The 20,279-nt window shown below is 41.5% G+C and carries 18 protein-coding genes; 9 read left to right on the forward strand and 9 right to left on the reverse strand.

The features are described 5' to 3' along the window. The first annotated feature begins 291 nt into the window (after positions 1-291). From H8B21_RS12540 to H8B21_RS12560, 5 genes are read left to right on the forward strand one after another with little or no spacing between them, the layout of a single operon-like run. Positions 292-642, forward strand: a complete 351-nt coding sequence (locus H8B21_RS12540; RefSeq protein WP_190314128.1) for an ArsC family reductase — start codon at positions 292-294, stop codon at positions 640-642. Between the two features lie 4 nt (positions 643-646). Then, the gene (locus H8B21_RS12545) at positions 647-2,596 is read left to right on the forward strand and encodes a M1 family metallopeptidase (RefSeq protein WP_190314129.1); all 1,950 of its coding nucleotides are present in this window, start codon (positions 647-649) and stop codon (positions 2,594-2,596) included. A gap of 30 nt (positions 2,597-2,626) precedes the next feature. After that, entirely contained in the window at positions 2,627-3,322 is a 696-nt protein-coding gene (locus H8B21_RS12550) for a hypothetical protein (protein WP_190314130.1), read from the forward strand. A 31-nt stretch (positions 3,323-3,353) separates the two neighbouring features. Continuing rightward, positions 3,354-4,826: an amino acid permease gene (locus tag H8B21_RS12555; protein ID WP_190314131.1), complete on the forward strand. Its 1,473-nt coding sequence runs from the start codon at positions 3,354-3,356 to the stop codon at positions 4,824-4,826. A 10-nt stretch (positions 4,827-4,836) separates the two neighbouring features. Next, positions 4,837-5,736, forward strand: a complete 900-nt coding sequence (locus tag H8B21_RS12560; RefSeq protein ID WP_190314132.1) for a serine hydrolase — start codon at positions 4,837-4,839, stop codon at positions 5,734-5,736. 21 nt (positions 5,737-5,757) lie between these two features. On the opposite strand, the gene H8B21_RS12565 is transcribed toward H8B21_RS12560, so the two are convergent. From H8B21_RS12565 to guaB, 9 genes are all read right to left on the reverse strand, one after another. After that, positions 5,758-7,350: a fibronectin type III domain-containing protein gene (locus H8B21_RS12565; RefSeq protein ID WP_190314133.1), complete on the reverse strand. Its 1,593-nt coding sequence runs from the start codon at positions 7,348-7,350 to the stop codon at positions 5,758-5,760. 10 nt (positions 7,351-7,360) lie between these two features. After that, the gene (locus tag H8B21_RS12570) at positions 7,361-8,854 is read right to left on the reverse strand and encodes a RagB/SusD family nutrient uptake outer membrane protein (protein WP_190314134.1); all 1,494 of its coding nucleotides are present in this window, start codon (positions 8,852-8,854) and stop codon (positions 7,361-7,363) included. Positions 8,855-8,887: 33 nt separating this feature from the next. Next, on the reverse strand, positions 8,888-12,277 hold the full coding sequence (locus H8B21_RS12575) for a TonB-dependent receptor (protein ID WP_190314135.1): 3,390 nt from the start codon (positions 12,275-12,277) through the stop codon (positions 8,888-8,890). A gap of 217 nt (positions 12,278-12,494) precedes the next feature. Further along, positions 12,495-13,613 carry a FecR family protein gene (locus H8B21_RS12580; RefSeq protein WP_190314136.1) on the reverse strand — a complete coding sequence of 373 codons (1,119 nt, stop codon included), beginning with the start codon at positions 13,611-13,613 and terminating at the stop codon, positions 12,495-12,497. A gap of 77 nt (positions 13,614-13,690) precedes the next feature. Next, the gene (locus H8B21_RS12585) at positions 13,691-14,260 is read right to left on the reverse strand and encodes an RNA polymerase sigma-70 factor (RefSeq protein ID WP_190314137.1); all 570 of its coding nucleotides are present in this window, start codon (positions 14,258-14,260) and stop codon (positions 13,691-13,693) included. A gap of 142 nt (positions 14,261-14,402) precedes the next feature. Beyond that, positions 14,403-15,242: an IS3 family transposase gene (locus H8B21_RS12590; protein WP_223815010.1), complete on the reverse strand. Its 840-nt coding sequence runs from the start codon at positions 15,240-15,242 to the stop codon at positions 14,403-14,405. Then, positions 15,242-15,775: a helix-turn-helix domain-containing protein gene (locus tag H8B21_RS12595; protein WP_190314138.1), complete on the reverse strand. Its 534-nt coding sequence runs from the start codon at positions 15,773-15,775 to the stop codon at positions 15,242-15,244. Before H8B21_RS12595 ends, H8B21_RS12590 begins: the two co-directional genes overlap by 1 nt. 47 nt (positions 15,776-15,822) lie before the next feature. Further along, positions 15,823-15,942 (reverse strand): 30S ribosomal protein THX, encoded by a 120-nt coding sequence (locus H8B21_RS12600; protein ID WP_190314139.1) that lies wholly within the window; start codon positions 15,940-15,942, stop codon positions 15,823-15,825. A 95-nt stretch (positions 15,943-16,037) separates the two neighbouring features. After that, a complete protein-coding gene (gene guaB / locus H8B21_RS12605; RefSeq protein WP_190314140.1) occupies positions 16,038-17,510 on the reverse strand; it encodes an IMP dehydrogenase in 1,473 nt (490 codons plus the stop codon). Positions 17,511-17,759: 249 nt separating this feature from the next. Here guaB and H8B21_RS12610 point away from each other — a divergent pair, with 249 nt between their 5' ends. The 4 genes from H8B21_RS12610 (at position 17,760) to H8B21_RS12625 (ending at position 20,271) form a co-directional block, all read left to right on the forward strand. Continuing rightward, on the forward strand, positions 17,760-18,263 hold the full coding sequence (locus H8B21_RS12610; protein ID WP_190314141.1) for a hypothetical protein: 504 nt from the start codon (positions 17,760-17,762) through the stop codon (positions 18,261-18,263). Positions 18,264-18,457: 194 nt separating this feature from the next. Beyond that, positions 18,458-18,934: a hypothetical protein gene (locus H8B21_RS12615; protein WP_190314142.1), complete on the forward strand. Its 477-nt coding sequence runs from the start codon at positions 18,458-18,460 to the stop codon at positions 18,932-18,934. Between the two features lie 134 nt (positions 18,935-19,068). Further along, the gene (locus H8B21_RS12620) at positions 19,069-19,467 is read left to right on the forward strand and encodes a hypothetical protein (RefSeq protein ID WP_190314143.1); all 399 of its coding nucleotides are present in this window, start codon (positions 19,069-19,071) and stop codon (positions 19,465-19,467) included. A 57-nt stretch (positions 19,468-19,524) separates the two neighbouring features. Further along, a complete protein-coding gene (locus tag H8B21_RS12625) occupies positions 19,525-20,271 on the forward strand; it encodes a methionine ABC transporter ATP-binding protein (RefSeq protein WP_190314144.1) in 747 nt (248 codons plus the stop codon). Positions 20,272-20,279: the final 8 nt, after the last annotated feature.

Here is a 20,279-nt window from a genome sequence, read left to right on the forward strand (position 1 = left end):
CGCAACACTTAGTGTAAAAAATACACAGCTGTGAATTGTATACGTAAAAAAAAGTAAGATTGTAAAAATTCGAAAAATATACGACTACTTTTTCCCGACATCGTCCTATTTTTTCTTTTTATATTGATAACAAAGCGAATTTGTCGCGTTATATTTTTCTTTGGTAAGGCTATGAATTCAAAAAGTTGCCGTAAAAAGGAAATAAAGAGGATGACGATTTCCATAACAAATACCGCTATTTTTAATAATATTAATATCTTTATCACATCAACAAATTTAAAAGAATAGCTAATGGCACTACAGGTATACGGAATTAAGAATTGCAATACAGTAAAAAAAGCATTGACATGGCTGGATGAAAACAAAGTTGATTATACCTTTCATGACTACAAAAAAGAACCTACAACATTGCAGCAACTAGAGACGTGGGAGAAAGAGGTTTCGTGGGAATCCTTAGTCAATAAAAAAGGAACAACCTGGCGGAAACTAAGTTCCGAAGATCAGGCAGCCGTAGTTGATGCCGATTCGGCGAACAAAGTTCTTTTAAATAATAACAGTATGATTAAAAGACCCTTAATAGAATCACCTAAAGGTATTATATTAGGCTTCGATGAAGAGGAATACCGGGCAAAACTTAAATAGCACTATGATAAAAAAAATTATTTGCACATCGCTTGCTGCTGTGTTGCTGGTGGCAGGTCAGTTAAGTGCACAAACAAACAGCGTCTACGATTATACAGAAGCTTTTAACCCTATTTTTTATACGCAGAATGGCTCTCCTTATCGTTCCGCCAGCGGAAAACCAGGGCATGCATACTGGCAAAACCGGGCGGATTATACCATCAAAGTATCTTTAGATGAACAAACAAACCGGGTTTCTGGACGTTTATCCATCCACTATACCAACAACAGTCCGGACGATTTACAACATCTTTGGTTTCAGCTCGACCAAAACCTCTTTCATGAAGATTCACGGGGACAAGCTACTATTCCGTTGCAAGATAGCCGCTACGGCTCTGCAGAATCTGACTTCAAAGGAGGGTTTCAATTAACAAATCTTCATTTTTCAGACGGTTCGAAGGCATCCTACGAAGTCATTGATACGCGGATGCGATTGGAATTGCCTAAAGTATTAAAAGCTGGTGGCAATTCGCTCAGCTTAGAAATGGAATTTTCTTATACAGTTCCGGAATATGGAGCCGACCGTACAGGAATATTGGATACTAAAAATGGAAAGATATATACCATCGCCCAGTGGTATCCCCGGGTATGTGTTTATGACGATGTTTTGGGCTGGAACACAGAACCCTATATCGGCCCAGGTGAATTTTACCTTGAATTTGGTGATTACTTAGTGGAGATTGATGCTCCAGGCGACCACATTGTCGTAGCCGGCGGAGAGCTCCTTAACCCTAACGAAGTGTGGACGTCCGAGCAGCTTTCCCGGTATAAACAAGCCTCTGGAAGTGAAAAAACGGTCTTGATCCGATCAGCAGAAGAGGTAACTAACGCTGCATCACGTCCAAACAAAAAACGCCTAACATGGAAATATAAGCTGGATAACGCCCACGATTTCGCTTGGGCCTCTTCAAAAGCTTTTATTATAGATGGCGCAAAAATAAACAACCCTAGCGGTAAAAGCGCTTTGGCGTTATCTGCGTATCCAGTTGAAAGCAATGGAGGCAATGCTTGGGAGCGTTCAACGGAATATACGAAAGCATCTATCGAGCATTACAGTAAAAAGTGGTTTGAGTATCCTTATCCGGTAGCTGTCAATGTAGCCTCCAACGTTGGAGGTATGGAATATCCCGCTATCTCCTTCTGCGGCCATACGGCAAAAGCAGGTAATTTATGGGGTGTAACTGACCATGAATTTGGGCACAACTGGTTCCCGATGATTGTCGGAAGCAACGAGCGCCTACATGCCTGGATGGATGAAGGCTTTAATACGTTTATCAATGGTATATCAACCGAAGCCTTTAATAAGGGAGAATATCACAAAAAATTCGGGAACCGCAACAGTATGGCTCCCGCATTTTCCAGACCTGATTTGGAGCCCATCATGTCGACACCTCAGAACATGAAAGAAAAAAACATTGGCATCCTCGCCTATTATAAACCCGCATACGGCATCCGACTATTACGTGATGAGGTGATCGGTGCGGAACGTTTTGACAGGGCTTTCCGCAAGTATATCGAATACTGGGCATATAAACACCCTACGCCTGATGATTTTTTCCGTACTATTGAAAATGAAACGGGTGAGAACCTCGCGTGGTTTTGGCGCGGGTGGTTTAAAAATAATTGGGCGTTAGACCAGGCCGTCCGCTCCGTTGAATACGAAGGTTTAGATCCTAAAAATGGCGCCGTTATCACAATTGACAACCTACAAAAATTACCAATGCCCGTCGTCATCGAGGCAACAATGGAGTCAGGAGAAAAAATAAGGAAAAAGCTGCCAGTAGAAATATGGCAACGTAACATATCTTGGCGTTTTAAGCTCAAATCTACAGAAAAACTAACGAAAGTCGTCATTGACCCAGATAACGTTTATCCGGATATTGATCCGAAAAATAACGTCTGGCCAAGGAATTAGTGATGAGTAATGATAATAATTGAGAATATAATGAAAAACATATCATATTTGGTTTCCCTATTCTTTCTGCTTCTTTTTGGAATAGGTTTTAGCTTTTCAGTAAATGCGCAGGAAATTAAGGGTATCGTACATGAATTGGAAAGCAGCCAGCGGTTGAGAGAAGTTACCGTCAAGAACCTTCGTACAAACGAAACCACAGAAACGGATACAGAAGGTAATTTTACAATATCTGGAAAAATTAACGATTTATTAACTTTTAACCAACCGGGGTATGAGGTGGACACTGCCTTTATTTATCAGGAAGGTGTACAACGGATCTACCTAGTCCGCGATAGCAAGTCGATTGTAATCGATGAGATCGTGATAAGCCGCCTTACGGACAGTCGGCTGGCCGCCGAAATAGAAAAAGCTAAAAATGAGGGACAGGTTACAGAAGCTTCGCAAACGCGTGGCGGACTAAGGCTTTCGCTTTCCCGCTTATTTGGCAGACAAAGCAAGATGGCCCGCAAAAATTTGGATCTTCTGCTGGAAGAACAGAATAATCGAAAAGTGGATCGCTTGTTTAGCGAACAGGCTATTCGTGCTGTTATACCACTTACAGTTACGGAAATGGCGCTTTTTAGGGAGCAGTTCCGTCCATCGTTGGAATTTATAGAAACGGCTTCGCCAGAGGATTTGAGAGTATATATACTCGATTCTTACAGCAAATTTAAATCGAAAAAATAAGACTTCATCAACCCTTATAAACAACAGAATTATGTTATATAAAAAGTCTATACCACAAATCATCCAAGAAGCAAGAGAAAGTGGGGAGCATACGCTAAAACGGACACTTTCAAGTACCGGATTGGTCTCTTTAGGAGTTGGTGCTATTATAGGTGCAGGGCTTTTTTCCCTTACAGGGATTGCCGCAGCCGAGAACGCGGGTCCAGCCGTTATCCTTTCTTTTATCATCGCTGCTTTGGCATGTTCTTTTGCCGGACTTTGTTACGCAGAATTTGCTTCCATGATTCCCGTGGCAGGCAGCGCATATACCTATTCCTACGCAACGATGGGCGAATTTATGGCTTGGATCATCGGTTGGGATTTAGTCTTGGAATATGCATTGGCGAGTGCCACGGTAGCCGTCAGCTGGTCGCAGTACTTCAATGAACTCCTGATGACTTTCGGGCTATCTATCCCATCGGAATTCTTAAAAGGTCCTTGGGAAGGCGGCTATGTAAATATTCCAGCTATTATCATTGTTTGTCTCTTATCCTTACTATTAATGCGGGGCACAAAAGAGTCCTCCACAGTTAATAATATACTGGTTATTCTAAAAGTTGGGGTGGTTTTGATATTTATCGCTTTGGGATGGAGCTTTATTGATTCGTCAAATCACGTCCCTTTTGTCCCGACAAACGAAGGGGAAGAAATGGTAAAAAGTGGCGATATGAGTTTATGGTCTTTTCTACACAGTGACTATTTCGGAGAGTTTGGGATTAGCGGTATCCTGAGGGCTGCGGGCGTTTTGTTTTTTGCTTTCATCGGGTTTGATGCCGTGAGTACAGCAGCGCAGGAAGCTAAAAATCCCAAACGTGGTATGCCAATCGGGATTATCGGATCACTCATTATCTGTACGCTTCTATATGTCCTTTTCTCTTATGTGATGACCGGTTTGGAAAACTACAAATCTTTTGAAGGGGATGCCAAGCCCGTAGCCACGGCATTCGCAAATACAGGCTATACATTTCTCAATACGGCGCTTATCATCACGATCATTGCCGGTTATACCTCCGTTATCCTTGTGATGCTGCTAGGGCAAAGCCGTGTGTTTTATTCCATGAGCAAAGACGGATTGCTACCTAAAATATTCTCCGACCTTTCTAAAAACCAGACACCTTGGAAAACGAATCTCATATTCATGGTATTCGTATCTCTTTTTGCCGGCTTTGTTCCTATCTCCGATTTGGGGCATATGGTTAGTATCGGGACTCTATTTGCCTTTACGTTGGTTTGTATTGGCGTGTTGGTACTTCGGAAAACAAGCCCGGAAATCGAAAGGCCATTCAGAACGCCATTAGTTCCGTTAGTGCCCGTATTAGGTATTATTGTCTGTTTGATTTTGATGGCGTCTTTACCCGTAGAAAGTTGGGAACGTTTAGCAATTTGGTTAATTATCGGTATTGCAATTTATTGGTTCTATAGCAAAAAGCACAGCAAGGTCAGGCAATCTCATCGTAAATTATAACTATAGCGCTATGAAATACAGATTGTTAATGGTTCTTTTATTTTCGACAGCATCGATTAGTTATGCGCAAAAAAAGGATGCTAAATTGGAGCGTATACTACGGAACGAAATAAAAGATTTTCAGGGGGATGTAGGGATATTCGTACAGCATTTCAAAAAAAACAGAACGGTAAGCATACAGGCGGATACTATCTTTCCTACCGCTAGCGTAGTTAAAGTACCTATTCTTGTTGGGGTTTTCGATAAAATAAAGCAAGGCAAGCTGAAATTAAATGATTCTTATATCTACGATGCGAAACGTGTTTACGGCGGTTCAGGGCTGATGCAGTTTTATAAAGATAGTGCACAGACGAACCTATCCACGATGGTTTCGTTAATGCTGACCTATAGTGACAACGTAACTTCGATCTGGTGTCAGGAACTTGCCGGTGGCGGCACGGAAATCAACCAGTTAATGGATGAACTGGGGCTTCCGAATACCAAAGTAAATTCACGTACGGAAGGTCGCCAGAAAATCTGGGAAAAATACGGGTGGGGACAAACCACACCGCGAGAAATTGCTCAGCTAATGACATTAATAAGACAGGGCAAAGTCATCACTCCTCGCCTTTCCGATAAAATGTATCGCTACTTGAAAAATCAATATTATAACGGTGAAGCCCTATCCCAGCTTCCAGCCCATATCGCAACAGCCTCCAAAACCGGTGCATTGAACCAAACGCGTAACGAAGTGGTATTTGTGCATGCTCCATCGGGTGACTTTGTTTTTGCTATTTTAACTAAGAACAATAAAGACCAGCGTTGGACGCGCGATAACGAAGCGGAAGAGTTGACAAGACATATTGCCAATATATTATGGAATTATTTTGAACCCAAAGAAAAGTTTAAAGCATACGATCCTGTACTTTAAACTTTTCTTTCACGGGGAAAATTACCTTTTTACAATTTGGATATCATCTAATACAACGTTTGTTTTACCGTTATTTTTAAACCAAACCCGCATTTTCTTCTTGTAATTATCATATTCCTTTCCCGATCTGAAATCTACTCTATTTCGCCGGAACTTATTACCTCCCCGCCCTTCAATCGCGACTACGGAACTTAATGAACCGTTGACGAGAGTAACGTTATCAACCGATCCGACAATATCTGTTTTACCTTTTGATTCGTAAGTTAAACGATAGTCTTGATCGTTATCCAGATATACATATTGTTCAATGTATTGTCCAGGTTCCAAGACGATAGCATTGGTCTTTTTTGTACCTGCTTCTGCAACGATATGTCCTGTACCCTCCCATGGCATTAATGCGTCACCATCATCAAATCCGGGGTTAGGGAGCTCATTCCCATCTTTTAAAGGCCATTGATACATCCGAATGTAATCCACTTCCATATTTACTGTCCCTCCACCTCCATAACTACCCAGAAACACGTTCATAAAATGGTTTGGTGAATGCATATTTTCCTTATCACTATATTCTTTGATCAAGTCGCCATTGATGTAATGCTTAATGGTGGTTGGCGACCAAAGGATACCGTGGATAACCCAATTATCAAAGTGATCGTATCCTTCTGCGATATGGGTATTCAGATTGCGTAAAAACCTACCGTTTTGATCTACATGACCGTGCAACACAAATTGGGCAGAAATATATTCAAACACATCGATTTCAAAGACCTGTCCTTTTGGGCGAACGCCTTTTACACCGTTTACTTCTGTGCCTTCTTGAAAGTAATTCCGTAAATCCGGGCCGGGGGCATCAAACCAAAAGGCGGTATTCAATCCTCGAGGTTTGCCTGTATTCTTTCTTTTTACTTTCACCTCAAAATATCCCCCTCGGCTATTATCCAACAGGCATTCGTTTGTACGCCAATCATACGTTTGTATAGAAGATATTTTTTTATTATTTTTTTGATCGTATACACGAACAGGCAAGCTATCGCTAGTATATAAATTGATCGTCTTACCATTTAAAATGTAAGCAGGTTGCGCTAGGTTGTCATTGCGCATATCTTCTTCAAAATCACCTCGCAATTGATCTATACTGGAGTAATAGTTGGTAGACCATTTATTCCGGTTGAGTAGAAGATCATTAAACTCATCGTGCCAAAAAAGTTCCATTCCCGTCGGGACGGCTGTAGAACTCGGGGTATTCTTGAGCTCTTCTATCTCTTTTGGCGAAAGGCGCCAGCTTTTCTCTGTGATTACCTCTACCGATACGGATGTGCTTGTCCCTGAGCCGTTACAAGCTTCTACCCAAACCTTATACTTGCGATCAGCTGTTACGTCCGTGATGTAATATCGGTTCTGTGGCGATTCAACTATTGCATTCGCTTCATTTGGTTTCTTTCCTGTATCCGACCAATACAACTTATAACCGCCCTCGTGATTCGGGGCCGGATCCCAGTCAACCCGAATCCAGCTTCTCGTTCCCAAGGCTTCCAATTGAGAAGGAGCCATAGGAAGCTGCGCGTAGCTTCCTATAGTTAAAAATAAAAAAATGACTGTTAATATTTGTTTCATTAATGTACTCCTATTGATATCCTTCATTTTGTTTAATAACATTATTGCTTTCGTTCACCGCTGTACGTGGTAAAGGAAAGAGCACACGCGTTTCATTGACATTACTTGCACCATCGTCGATAGCGCGCTGTATAAAAAGACCCCAGCGAATTAAATCATCTCTTCTCCATCCCTCACCCCAAAGCTCAAATAGACGTTCATCCTGTATCTTTTCTAAAAATTGTGTCTTATTAAGGTTCTCTGGCAAAGGATCTAATCCGGCGCGCTCCCGAACATCATTTATTGCGCTATACGCTTCTTGATTCGGTCCTCCGTTTGCTTCATTAATACTTTCTGCCAACATGAGCAGGACATCCGCATACCGATAAACAGGGTTATCGACCGCGCTGTTCTGGCTGCTGGTGCGGGATGGATCGGGTGCAAACTTAACGGGTACTGCTCCTATATGACCCGCCGTACGCGCATTCTTATAAATAATATTTCCGTCACCATCTCGTCCGGTGGGATACTCTTCCAGTAATACACGGAGACGTCTGTCATTTTGGTCGAACTTATCATAACTATACCAGCGCATTTTATAGCCATCCCACGCCGTTAACTCGACACCCGACGGGTCTCTATAATCCGTAGGTAATGCATGTGCCAACCACATATTGGTGTAGGCGTCTCCTCCTGTCGCGGTGGAAACCACGGCCAGAATCATCTCATTGGAGGCGCCTCCTTTGCTCGCCATGCTGAACAGATCTTCATAATTCTCATCCAGGCTGTACCCTAATGTTTTTATTTCCTGCCCTACCGTCACGGCTTCTTCCCAACGTTTTTCCTGCATATACAGCTTCATCAGGCCGGTTAACGCAGCAGCTTTGGAAAACCGTCCGTAATTGTCTCCTGTAAATCTACTGGGCAATACAGCGGCAGCATCTTTCCAATCTTGCTCGATTTGTTTCACCATCTCTGCTGCTGATGGTCTGGGTACCGGTGGAGCTGCCGGATCGGCGGCGATGGTAGCATCCGTAATGATGGTCAGCGGACCATAATTGAAATACAGCAATTGGGCATAATGTGCGCGCAAGGCTTTTAACTCTGCGATGTAACGATCTTTCAGCGCCTGATCTATCACCGCGTTCTCTATATCGTTTAACACGATGGCAATCCTAGATATATAAGGCAGATAACGTCCGTAATTATGTGTAACCCAGCCGAAATCCGGTGTGAAATTAAGGTTGTGCATCCGTACCCAGTCGCCTCCCCAAGCACATATGCCTTCATCGGTGGTCATCATGGCTTGTGTACGCCAGCCATACGTGCCGCTTCCCCATCCCCCTTGCCAGTCATCTCCACCAGCCATACCTCTATAAATTGCATTAATGCTTGCCAGCAGGCCTTCCGGTGTAGCAACAACCGAATTTAGATCGCCGTATGTCTTATATTCCAATCCTTTCTCACAAGCACCAAATAACATGGATAGGCCCAGAAGAGGAGTGATCCATATTTTTTTTCTCATCTTACTTATATTGATTTTCATGATTCTACAACATTAAAAATTAGCGTTTATTCCAAATACAAAACTTTTTACCAGCGGATAGAAGTTACCGGCGTCAAGCTCGGGATCTAGTCCGGGATACTTCGTAATCGTAAACAGATTTTGCATATCAAAAGACAAACGTAGATTCGAGAATAACTTCTGTTTACGCATCATCTGTTGTGATAATGTATATCCTAACGTGATGTTGCGCGCACGCAGAAATGTCGCATTGAGCAACCAATAATCTGCCCCGTTTTGAAAACTTGAATAATTTTCATCATACAGCGCGGTCGGCATTTGTCCGTATGTGTTGTTGATATGCCATCGATCACGCGAAACCGGCATCGCATTAAACCCGTATCTATCTGTGGTAAGCTCCTCGACTCTGCCGCTCGCTATCGGCGACCATTTTTTCAGTTTCATTCCGGACAGGAAGATGTTCAGATCAAACCCTTTGTAGTTAAGTGTGTTCCCGATACCAAAATTGAACTGTGGATCAGCGTTGCCAATATACGTTTTATCTGCTTCTGTGATCTGCCCATCTGGTTCCGTTAAATTGCCATCGGTATAGCCGTGAATATCCCGCAAGATTATTCCGCCCGGAAGCATGCCGGACATGTGGGCAGGAGCTTCGCCGTACCTACCGGTAAATATACCATCCGAAAGATAGCCAAAGAGCGGATTGAAGAGCGCATCCCTTCCTGTCGCTATTTCATGTCTCTCTAACGTGCGCAGCATTTCAGGAGAACGTTCTAACCAATAATTCAAATAATGGGAGAAATTGAATGTTGTATTCCACGAAAAGCCGTCCGGCTCGGAAGTCACGAAGTTTCTGGTTTCCAGATTAATTTCATATCCCGTAGAACGGGTCTTGCCTGCGTTGCCATAAACACCACCGATGAGAAAGCCCGATGGATAAGGTATCCAGGAAATCAAATTCCGAATGGTTTTGTTATAGTAATCAACCGATCCGGAGACACGCTGATTAAATAATCCAAAATCCAGACCGACATTAAACTCTCCCGCCGTCTCCCAGGTTAAGTTCGGGTTAGCGGCACGACTCAATTCCAGTCCAGTCTTAACTATTCCGTTCCCGAAAAATGTATTACTCGCATTGTACAATGCAGACGCTGCTGATTGAAAATCACTATTACCAGTCTCCCCGTATCCAGTTCTCAGCTTCAAAAATGAAATCGGCTCCAAGGTTGACATCCAACTTTCATCCGATATAATCCATCCCGCTGATAATCCCGGAAACATACCCCACTTTCTGTTCTCGGCAAACACGGAAGCACCATCACGGCGTAGGGAAGCCTGCAAGGTGATATTGTTATTGTATGTATAGATTACTCTTCCGAAATAAGATGCCCAAATACTTTCACTCTTACCCGACGCGACAAACGGCCTATCAGCCTGACCAGCTCCTAAATCATAATACTGTAAAGCATCCGAAAGAAAGTTTTGATGTCCGGCACCAAACGTATTCCACACTGTTTGTTGGAAACTATATCCTAACATCGCACCAAATGTATGTTTTTCATTAAATTCTTTATCGTAATTAATGATATATTCATACAATTTCGTTTGATGATCTGCCTGACTAATATTGGCGGCACCTCCTACCTGTGAGCCATACAGAAAGTCGGTTGAAAAGTATGACGAGCGTTTTTGATACGATTGGTCGTAGCTGAAGCTTGCTTTTGCCTTTAGTCCATCTATTATAGTCCACTCTCCATAAGCAGATGTGAGTACGCGCTTGGCGTTGGTCAAATCGGTATTGGTTGTATAGGAAAGCGGGTTGGGTATATTCGGATAAAACGGATTCAGTGGGTAACTTCCATCCTCCGCCTGCAACGGTACAACAGGTGCCCAATAAATTGCCGAGGTAACGATACCCCCATTTTCTAACGTTCCTCCGGTAACGGTATTATTTGCCAATGAATTGGACACGATCACGTTACTTCCCAATTTGATTTTTTCGGAAAGCTGATGGTCCAGATTCATTCTACCGTTATATCGTTTGTAGTCTGTCCCGATAATCACCCCTTTTTGGTCGAAATAGTTGCCGGAGATAAAGTAGGTTGTCTTATTGCCTCCTCCGGATAAGGAGATATTATGCTGCTGTGTATATCCACCTCGTACAATGGCATCTGTCGCCAGCTGTCTGTCCGACGGCATATTGTTCATCTCATCGTCGGTAAATGCCGGTGTGTACGGATCGGTTATCTCATTTTCATTCTTTGTACCATACCACGGCCCTATCTCGTTGTCGCGGTGCCACATTTCCAAGCGAAGTAGATTTCGCTGTTCCATATATTCTCTTACACCAAACACCGGATACATCTTATCTGCCTGCTGTATCCCATAATTGCCCGAATATTGCAAAGTGGATTGCCCATCTCTCCCTTTTTTTGTCGTAATCAATACTACCCCTGCTCCTGCCCGTGCACCGTAGATAGAAGCCGCACTGGCATCTTTCAATACTTCGATGGATTCGATATCGTTGGGATTAATAAAATTCATAGGCGATTTGCTAACGCCTGCGCCGCCGTATCGCCCTCCGACACCACCAGACCCCAATTCCGGTTGTCCGGCATTATCGTTTACGGGAACACCATCTATCACATACAATACACCCGCGTTTGCAAAAGAGGGATTACTGCGGATTTTCACATTTACCCCTGCACCTGGCTGCCCCGTAGGTTGCGTAACTTCCAGACCAGCAGCCTTACCTTGTAGCATCTGCTGAAAATTGGCCGCTACACTCGTATTTAGATCGTCATTGTTAATACTTGATACAGCGCCGGTCAAATTCCTTTTTCTTACCGAACCATAACCAATGACAACTACTTCATCTAAAGAACTGCTTGCTGCAGCCAGCTGGATTTTCAATGCAGATTCTCCCTGAAATACAATCTCCCTCGTTTCATATCCCATTAAATTGACAACCAGAATATTACCCTGAACTGCTTGGATACTGAACCGCCCTTCATTATCAGAAGACGTTCCTCGGGATGTCCCTTTTACCGATATGCTGGCTCCTGCTAACGGAGCTCCCTCGTTACTGAGAATCGTTCCTTCCGCTTGGGTTTGTTGCTGCTGTGCCATGGAAGTGATGGTTTTGGTACCAGCGCCCTTACGTTTTAGGACAACAATCCCCTCTTTAATCTCATAGGTCAATGGTTGTCCCTTCAAGAGCTGATCAAGAAGTTCCGTAATACTAGCGGCTGTTACAGACAACGAAACAGGATGTGTATCTCTAAGGTGGTTTTTAACATAGAAAAAATCCAAGTTTGTCGTTTTCTTGATTTCCGCTATAGCTTGCTCAAGGCTTTGTTTTTTTAAACGAAGCGTGATAGACTGAGATTTGGCTTGAGCCGTTAAATACAGAAAGGAAAACATACAGATGCATATCAAAAAAATCTTATGCTCTGATAGGCTATACCATTTCCTTAAATTTGAAACACGGGGCTTCCATATTCTTTTTTTTGAAATCATATTTATTAAGGCTAATTGTTATTATTTAATTGTCGTATTTTACTTATTTTGTCCGCTTGGAAAGGCTCTTCATATTTGTTTACATAGGCATACTATTTTAATTTTCATATAATTCGGTTATTTAACGTTTAGTAACTATTACTGTCCTGTCTTTTATCTCGAATTTTAATAGCTCTGTCTGTTCAATGACGGTCAGCACTTTTGAGATATTCTCAAATTTCGAGATGGTTCCTTTCATAACATCATTCGGCATTTGCCCTTTGTAAATGACTTCTACACTATACCATCTAGAGAGCTTTCGCATGATTTGATAAATATTTTCGTCATCAAATTCAAAAAAGCCCATTCTCCAGGCTATTGCAGCAGATATATTGGCGGACTCTATACTACTCATTCCTTTTGCATCCGTCTTTAATTGTTGACCTGGCTTCAATATAAAGGCACTGTTTATTCCTACGCTTCCTTCTAATAAGGTGGTTCTCGTTTCTCCCTCGTCTGCATAGCTGCTCACATTAAAATGTGTTCCATATACCCTTATCTTCTGATCTTTAGTTTCCACGATAAATGGTTTCTTTGTATCCTTTGCTACTTCAAAATACGCTTCACCTTCGAGTTGAACTTTACGCTTTTCTGCAGCATGGAAGGACGACGGAAATGTTAATGTGGACGCAGCGTTTAACCAAACCTTGGTTCCATCTGGCAATACCAGCTGATATTGCTGTCCTCTATCTGTTATCAGCATGTTCGTACCAGCTACACCTCCCGATTGCACAATGCCTTCTTTGTATTGTAATGTACTATCAGATGTTTTTACAATAGATGCATCTGTAGCATCAGAAACTGTTCCTATTCCGGTAGACTGTAAATCTATTTTTCGTCCATCTGCTAATACCAGTACACCTGCTGATTTTCCCGGCTGTATATCTTCGATTTCGGCATACTCATGATTTTCAGAAACTTGATCTCCATTCCATAACCAGATACTAAACAAAAGACAGACAAGCACTGAGGCCGCTACTTTACTTATATTAAAATATAGCCGCCTGCGTCTTTGTACGATAATTTCGGCGGAAACATGTTCAAATATTTGAACCTTTTTCTGGTTCAATAAGGTTTCAGACAAGGGTATGCCTTTATCCTGTTTTATACGACAGAAGGTATTATATAATACAAAATCGGCATCATCAGCAGTTCCTTTGCATATCCGATCTATAGCTTGATTCAATTGTTGTTTATCCATATACAGTTCCTCTTTTTTCAGAGGTATCTATATAATAAGATACATAGATAAGGGGCATCCCCTAGTCGATAAGGATTTTACATTAAAAAAATAAGGAAGGAGTTTTTTCCGAGATAGGTCCTCAATTTCTTAAGGATAGATGTCATGTGATTTTCCACCGTCTTTTCCGAAATATTCATCTCTGTAGCGATTTCTTTATTCGTCTTATATTGTTCCCTACTTAAACGAAAAATCTTTTGGGCTTTGGGAGGAAGGGTATTTACAAATTCCGCGATGATGAGCTTTAGCTCTTTAATTTCTAGCGGATCTTCAATCAAAAGAACTTCTTGAAAAGGAACCGTATTTAAAATAGCTTCTCTTCGACGACTAGTCGAGATTATCCGCAGCACACGATATTTGACTGCGGCTATTAGATATCCTTTAAGTTTAGAAATTTTAAGGTGACGGCGGTTAGTCCAAAACCAGACGAAAATATCCTGGATAACATCTGTACATTCCTCTTCATCTTGTAAAATATTGTAGGCAAACTGGTACATGAGGCTGGCATATCGATCATAAATAGTACTGAAAGCCTTACTGTCATCCTTTTTCAATAAGTCGATTAATACCTCATCGGAATAATCAGTATATGGACTAACTTCAGTCATTGGGAAGATTTATTTACCCGCAAAGAACGCAAATAAAGTAGGAATAATCAAATTTTCTCCGGCTTCAGCGGTATTTTCCAGTGTTCGAAATATAACATAAAAAAAGCTGCCTTTTGGACTGCCCCCAAAAGTTTGGACAAAACTAGTTATTAGATTTGTAATAATGAGCTCGATATTCTGTCGGGCTCATTCCATTTAAATTTAGTTTTATTCGCTTTTTATTGTAATAGGAGATATAGTCTTTTATATCGCTTTTTAACTGCTCGGTTGATTCGTATTCTTTTAGATAGAAAAGCTCTGACTTTAATATTCCGAAGAAATTTTCAATTACAGCGTTATCCAGGCAATTTCCTTTTCTGGACATGCTTTGGGTAATTCCGTTTTCCCTGAGCAGTTGTTGATACTTCTGCATTTGGTATTGCCATCCCTGATCTGAATGTAATACCAACTGTGAGGATACTTTTGCCAGGGGCAGTGATTTTTTCACCATGTCCATTACCCCCTTAAAGAGGGGCCTGTCAGTAACTTCATAACTGATAATTTCCTGATTGAACAGATCAATGATCGGGGCAAGGTAGAGCTTCTTTCCCCTGACCTTGAATTCTGTAACATCAGTAGCCCATTTTTGGGATGGTCTGTCAGCCTTGAATTCCCTGTTAAGAATATTGGGAGCGATCCTTCCCAGATCACCCCGGTAAGACCGGTATTTTTTCACCCTGATCAGGCTCTTCAATTTCATTTCTCCCATCAGCCTAAGCACGGTCTTATGGTTGATGGCCATTCCATCCCGTTTGAGCAGCAGGGTAATACGGCAATAACCAAAACGCCCCTTATGGTCTTGGTATATCCTGCTGATCAGGTTCTTGACCTGTTCATATCTGTCCGGTTCCCCGGCTTTCCTGGAGTAATAATAAAAAGTACTCCTTGCCATTTTAATACAACTCAACAGGATACCTAGGTCGAATTGATGCCTTAGCTCCATTATGGCTTGCGCTTGTTTTCTTCTTGAGCTAAGGCTTGGAGCTTTTTTAGCAAAGCATTTTCCGCCCGTAAATACTCGTTCTCCTGCAAAAGTTCCTCCTCACGGCTAAGTGGCTTATTCGATTTTCTAACTTTCCGCTTGATCTGTTGGTTCGCTTTCTTAGTCATAGGTCGTCTTCCTTTAGTCCGAGGCTCCAATCCTGCCGGACCAAACTCATCCAGCCTTTTCTGCCAGTTGATGATGTGGGCATCCGAGGAAAGGTCGAAGCGTACGCGGGCCTCTTTCAAAGATAAGCTTTCTTCACGGATTGCCCTAAGGACCGACAACTTAAAAGTCGGACTAAAGATCCTTTTCCCTTTTCTGGGAAGCAGTCCTGCAGACCCATGATGCTTATATATACTATACCAGGTCTCAAGTAGCGAATAGGTAATTCCCAATTCTTCACCAAGAGATTTCGCCGAGCGATAATGCTCATCCATCTGTTTAACACAGGCCAACTTAAATTCAAAACTGTGTCTCTTTTTCTTATCCATAAAAAATGCCCCCAGAAAGTGTCTAACTTTTTGGGGGCACTGCATTTTTAGACAGCTTCTTCTTTTTTATCTTCCACTTTTGCTTTGGGATGCTTTCTTGGGCGTTTCTTTCCATACGATCCCATAATAATTTTTCCTCTACGTGTTTTTTTATCTCCTTTACCCATAGTTTTGTATTTAAATTTTACAATTATTGATCGATTAAAAGCAATTTAATAATTATAGCGTTTAAATCCAAGTACAAGAGGAAATTTATTGCGCCTTAGCCTCTACTGTAGTTAGGTGCCTCTTTCGTAATCGAGATATTGTGCGGATGTGATTCTCTCAGACCTGCACCAGTAATCCGCACAAATTGTGCTTTTTTCAATGTTTCGATGGTAGCCGCACCACAGTATCCCATAGATGCTCTTAATCCACCGATATATTGATATACTACCTCTGCCAATGTTCCTTTGTAGGGCACACGTCCCACAATACCTTCTGGCACCAATTTTTTGATATCCTCTTCTACATCCTGAAAATAACGGTCTTTCGAGCCTTTCTCCATTGCCTCTACCGACCCCATACCTCTATACGATTTAAACTTACGTCCTTCGTAAATAATAGTTTCGCCTGGTGCTTCTTCCACACCTGCAAATAATGAACCAGCCATAATTGTATCGGCTCCTGCTGCGATAGCTTTGGCTATATCTCCAGTTTGTTTGATACCACCGTCTGCAATTAATGGAACACCAGTACCTTTTAATGCTTTAGCTACCTCATATACCGCATATAATTGTGGTACACCGACACCCGCTATAATACGTGTCGTACAAATAGATCCCGGGCCGATACCTACCTTTACTGCATCTGCTCCAGCTTCTGCTAAGGCTTTCGCCGCCGCGCCTGTTGCGATATTCCCGACGATAACCTGTAACTCGGGGAAAGTCAATTTAACCTCCTTCAACTTCTCGATCACACCTTTAGAATGTCCATGAGCCGTATCAATAGTAACGACATCCACACCTGCTTTCACGAGTGCCGTAACACGTTCTAACGTATCAGCAGTTACACCTACCGCAGCACCTACCAACAAACGGCCATGGCTGTCTTTGGCAGCATTCGGATAATGCTTATATTTTTGAATGTCTTTAAAGGTAATAAGACCTTTTAAATTCCCTTCCGTATCTACGACAGGCAGTTTCTCTATTTTATGATTCTGTAAAATCTCCTCTGCACGAATCAGGTCTGTTCCTTCTGGCGCTACGACTAAGTTAGTCTTCGTCATCAGCTCGTTGATCGGCTTAGACATATCCTTTTGGAAGCGAAGATCACGGTTGGTAACAATACCAACAAGTTTTCCGTCGTTGTTCACAATTGGGATACCACCTATCTTATGCTCTTTCATAATCTTAAAAGCATCACCGACGGTCGATCCTTCCACCAACGTTACCGGGTCCTGTATCATCCCGCTCTCCGAACGTTTTACCTTGCGCACTTCAGCTGCCTGCTCTTCTATAGACATATTTTTATGCAGCATTCCTATGCCCCCCGCTTGTGCGATGGCTATAGCTAAATCAGCTCCAGTTACCGTATCCATCGCTGCAGATACCAAAGGAATATTTAAGCGGATTTTTCTTGTGAGTTGCGTGCTCGTGTCGACGTCGCGAGGCAAAACTTCTGAATAAGCAGGAATCAATAAAACATCGTCGTATGTGAGACCTTCTGCTACGAATTTTTGTGGATCTAATTGCATATGGCAAATATCTTTGGAGTTTCTATTTGCCAGGCAAAATTACGATTTTTATTGAGATTATCAAAAAATTTCATTTTTTTATAAACGTTAGACAATCCCATTACAATAGGTTTAACGCGTCCCTTTATATACTCATCCGGCCATTAGTACTTACAATTTGGCAAACTATTTGCTTTCGTTTATCCAAATCCAATAGGTGAATGAATAAAATCTGATAGCTTCATCACCTTAAAAAAACAATTTATTAAGATGAAAAAGATATTTTTATCATTATTAGCAGCTTCATTTGTGGTTGCTGGTGCACAAGAAGTAACTGCACAAGCACGTTACCGAACAGCTTTGGGATTAGGTATAGATGTGGGAGATGGCCCAACATTAGTAGGCCCCCAAATAAAGCACTTTTTTGATGGTACAAACGCAGGGAATGCCCAAGTATTGTTTGGCGATGATGTCACCGTCTTGGGTGTGGATTATTCATATAACCAAGCGATTGCTGGAACAAATGGTTTGAACTGGTATGTAGGTGTTGGTCCACAACTAGCGTTTGTTGATCGCGGACGTTGGTGGTACAACGACTGGGATGACGACGATCGTACGTATTTCGCACTTCGTCCGGCAGCAGGATTGGAATTTAAAATACCGTCAGCTCCACTAGCTTTCCATTTTGATTGGAAACCTTGGTGGAACTTATCCAATAGGAGCCACTTTGAACCGGCACGTTTTACGTTAGGATTCAAATTTACGTTAAAGTAAATCAAAAAGGGTGGGCAGATGAAATTTTCGCATATTTCTGGATAGTATTTGCGTTGTACTTTATCTTTGCCCACCCTGCCATTAATTGAATTTAATCTGGATGGCTCATTGCAGTCTTTCGAACAAAATTAAACCGTCTTTTTAATCTAAAGGGTGAAGAAAACACTATCTTCATCCAAATTTATGCTAAAGTTATGAATAAACATTTCCGCTACTCGGATTGGGCAAGCAAATTTGTTTGTACAATATTGCTATGTCTCTTATTCACATTTTCTCGCAGTCAAGGCAAGGAGTTACAAGGAAAATGGGTTTTAGATATCACGTTAGAAGAAGATGGAAATTCGGTATCCGTCAGACATCCTATGTTCTCCGCGTATCTCGTGTATGAATTTAAGGATACCCAATTGTTCATTAATGACAAACCTTTATCGGTGACATATATGGAGTCGAATACAATAAAAACACCGTATCAAACATTACATTACACATTAGATAGTATATACTTATTCGTTCGCGAACAAAATGAAAATGTAACGCTGGCATTTCTTCGGGAGGAAGACTTCCTCAATCATAATCCAGTCTTTCGATCAAAAACTGTGATAAGAGACGGTAAAGAAGTTATCGTAAAAAACGATTTACCGATATCCGATTTGACAATGAGCTGGAATTAAATCATTATATAATCAAAAACACCCCCCTCCTAGACAAGCAAACACATAGAAACATCCATGTTGAGGTTGAATTCATAGTTGATACCACCAATAACATACGAGACATTCGATTCTTATCCCCCGTAGATCCCAGTATGCAAAAACAATGTACCCGCACAATAGAACGTTCAAAACGGTACTTCCATAATAATACGGGAAAAGACGTGCTCATTACGGAGAATTTCAATTTTTTTAAAATGTTCGAGGGCATAGATGGAAATCAAACAAAACAGGCTTATGAATATTATAGAAAAGGTGAAAAACTTTTCACAATTGGGGATTACGAGCATGCAATTATGGAATACGAAAAGGCAAAAATAAATGAAATCGACCCAAAACGATATGGTGGTTTGTTTTACAATGATTTAATCATTCATTTAGGTATTTCTTATATCGCGACCGAACAAAAAGAAAAAGCGTGCAATACGTTCCGTTTAATCGGTGATGAAACTAATTTTCGAGTCCGTAATTACTTAAAATTCTTCTGTTTGTAGTGCAATAAAATACACGTCTTCAAAATTGAAAAAAACACTATCTTTGCACTAGATTATATGATTAAGCTAGAGCAAGTCAGTAAAATATTCTATAAAAAAAAAAGGGAGATTCAAGCCCTTAAAGATATTACCCTCCGGATAGAAAAGGGAGATATTTTTGGCATTATCGGTTATTCTGGTTCTGGAAAGAGTACGCTTGTGCGTACGATTAATCTGTTAGAGCGCCCCACTTCGGGGAGCATATATTTGTCGGGCAAAAATATCGTATCACTTTCGGAAAAAGAGTTAATTCCACTTCGACGGAAGATAGGCATGATCTTCCAACATTTTAACTTGCTGTCATCCCGCACCGTTTTTGATAACATTGCTTTTCCGCTACAGCTGACAGGAATGACTAAAGCAGAAATAAGCCAAAAAGTAGATAACTTGCTGGATATGGTAGATTTATCCGAAAAACGAGACGAGTACCCGGCGGCATTATCTGGCGGACAAAAGCAACGGGTGGCTATTGCTAGAGCATTGGCTTCTGATCCTGAGATACTTCTTTGTGATGAAGCTACAAGTGCTTTAGATCCTCAAACAACGCGTTCTATCCTTTCCCTTTTAAAACGTATTAACCGCGAACTGGGCATTACGATCATATTGATTACGCATCAAATGGAAGTCGTGCGTGCGATATGTAGCCGGGTAGCTGTTATATCCGAAGGCGAATTAGTCGAAGAAAACGACGTAAACACGTTATTTGAACTTCCGAAATCTCCTATCACAAAGGAATTGTTAAATCCCACCTTGACCATTGATTAATAAAGTGA

The sequence above is a fragment of the Sphingobacterium chuzhouense genome, assembly GCF_014692525.1.
Classification (GTDB): domain Bacteria; phylum Bacteroidota; class Bacteroidia; order Sphingobacteriales; family Sphingobacteriaceae; genus Sphingobacterium; species Sphingobacterium chuzhouense.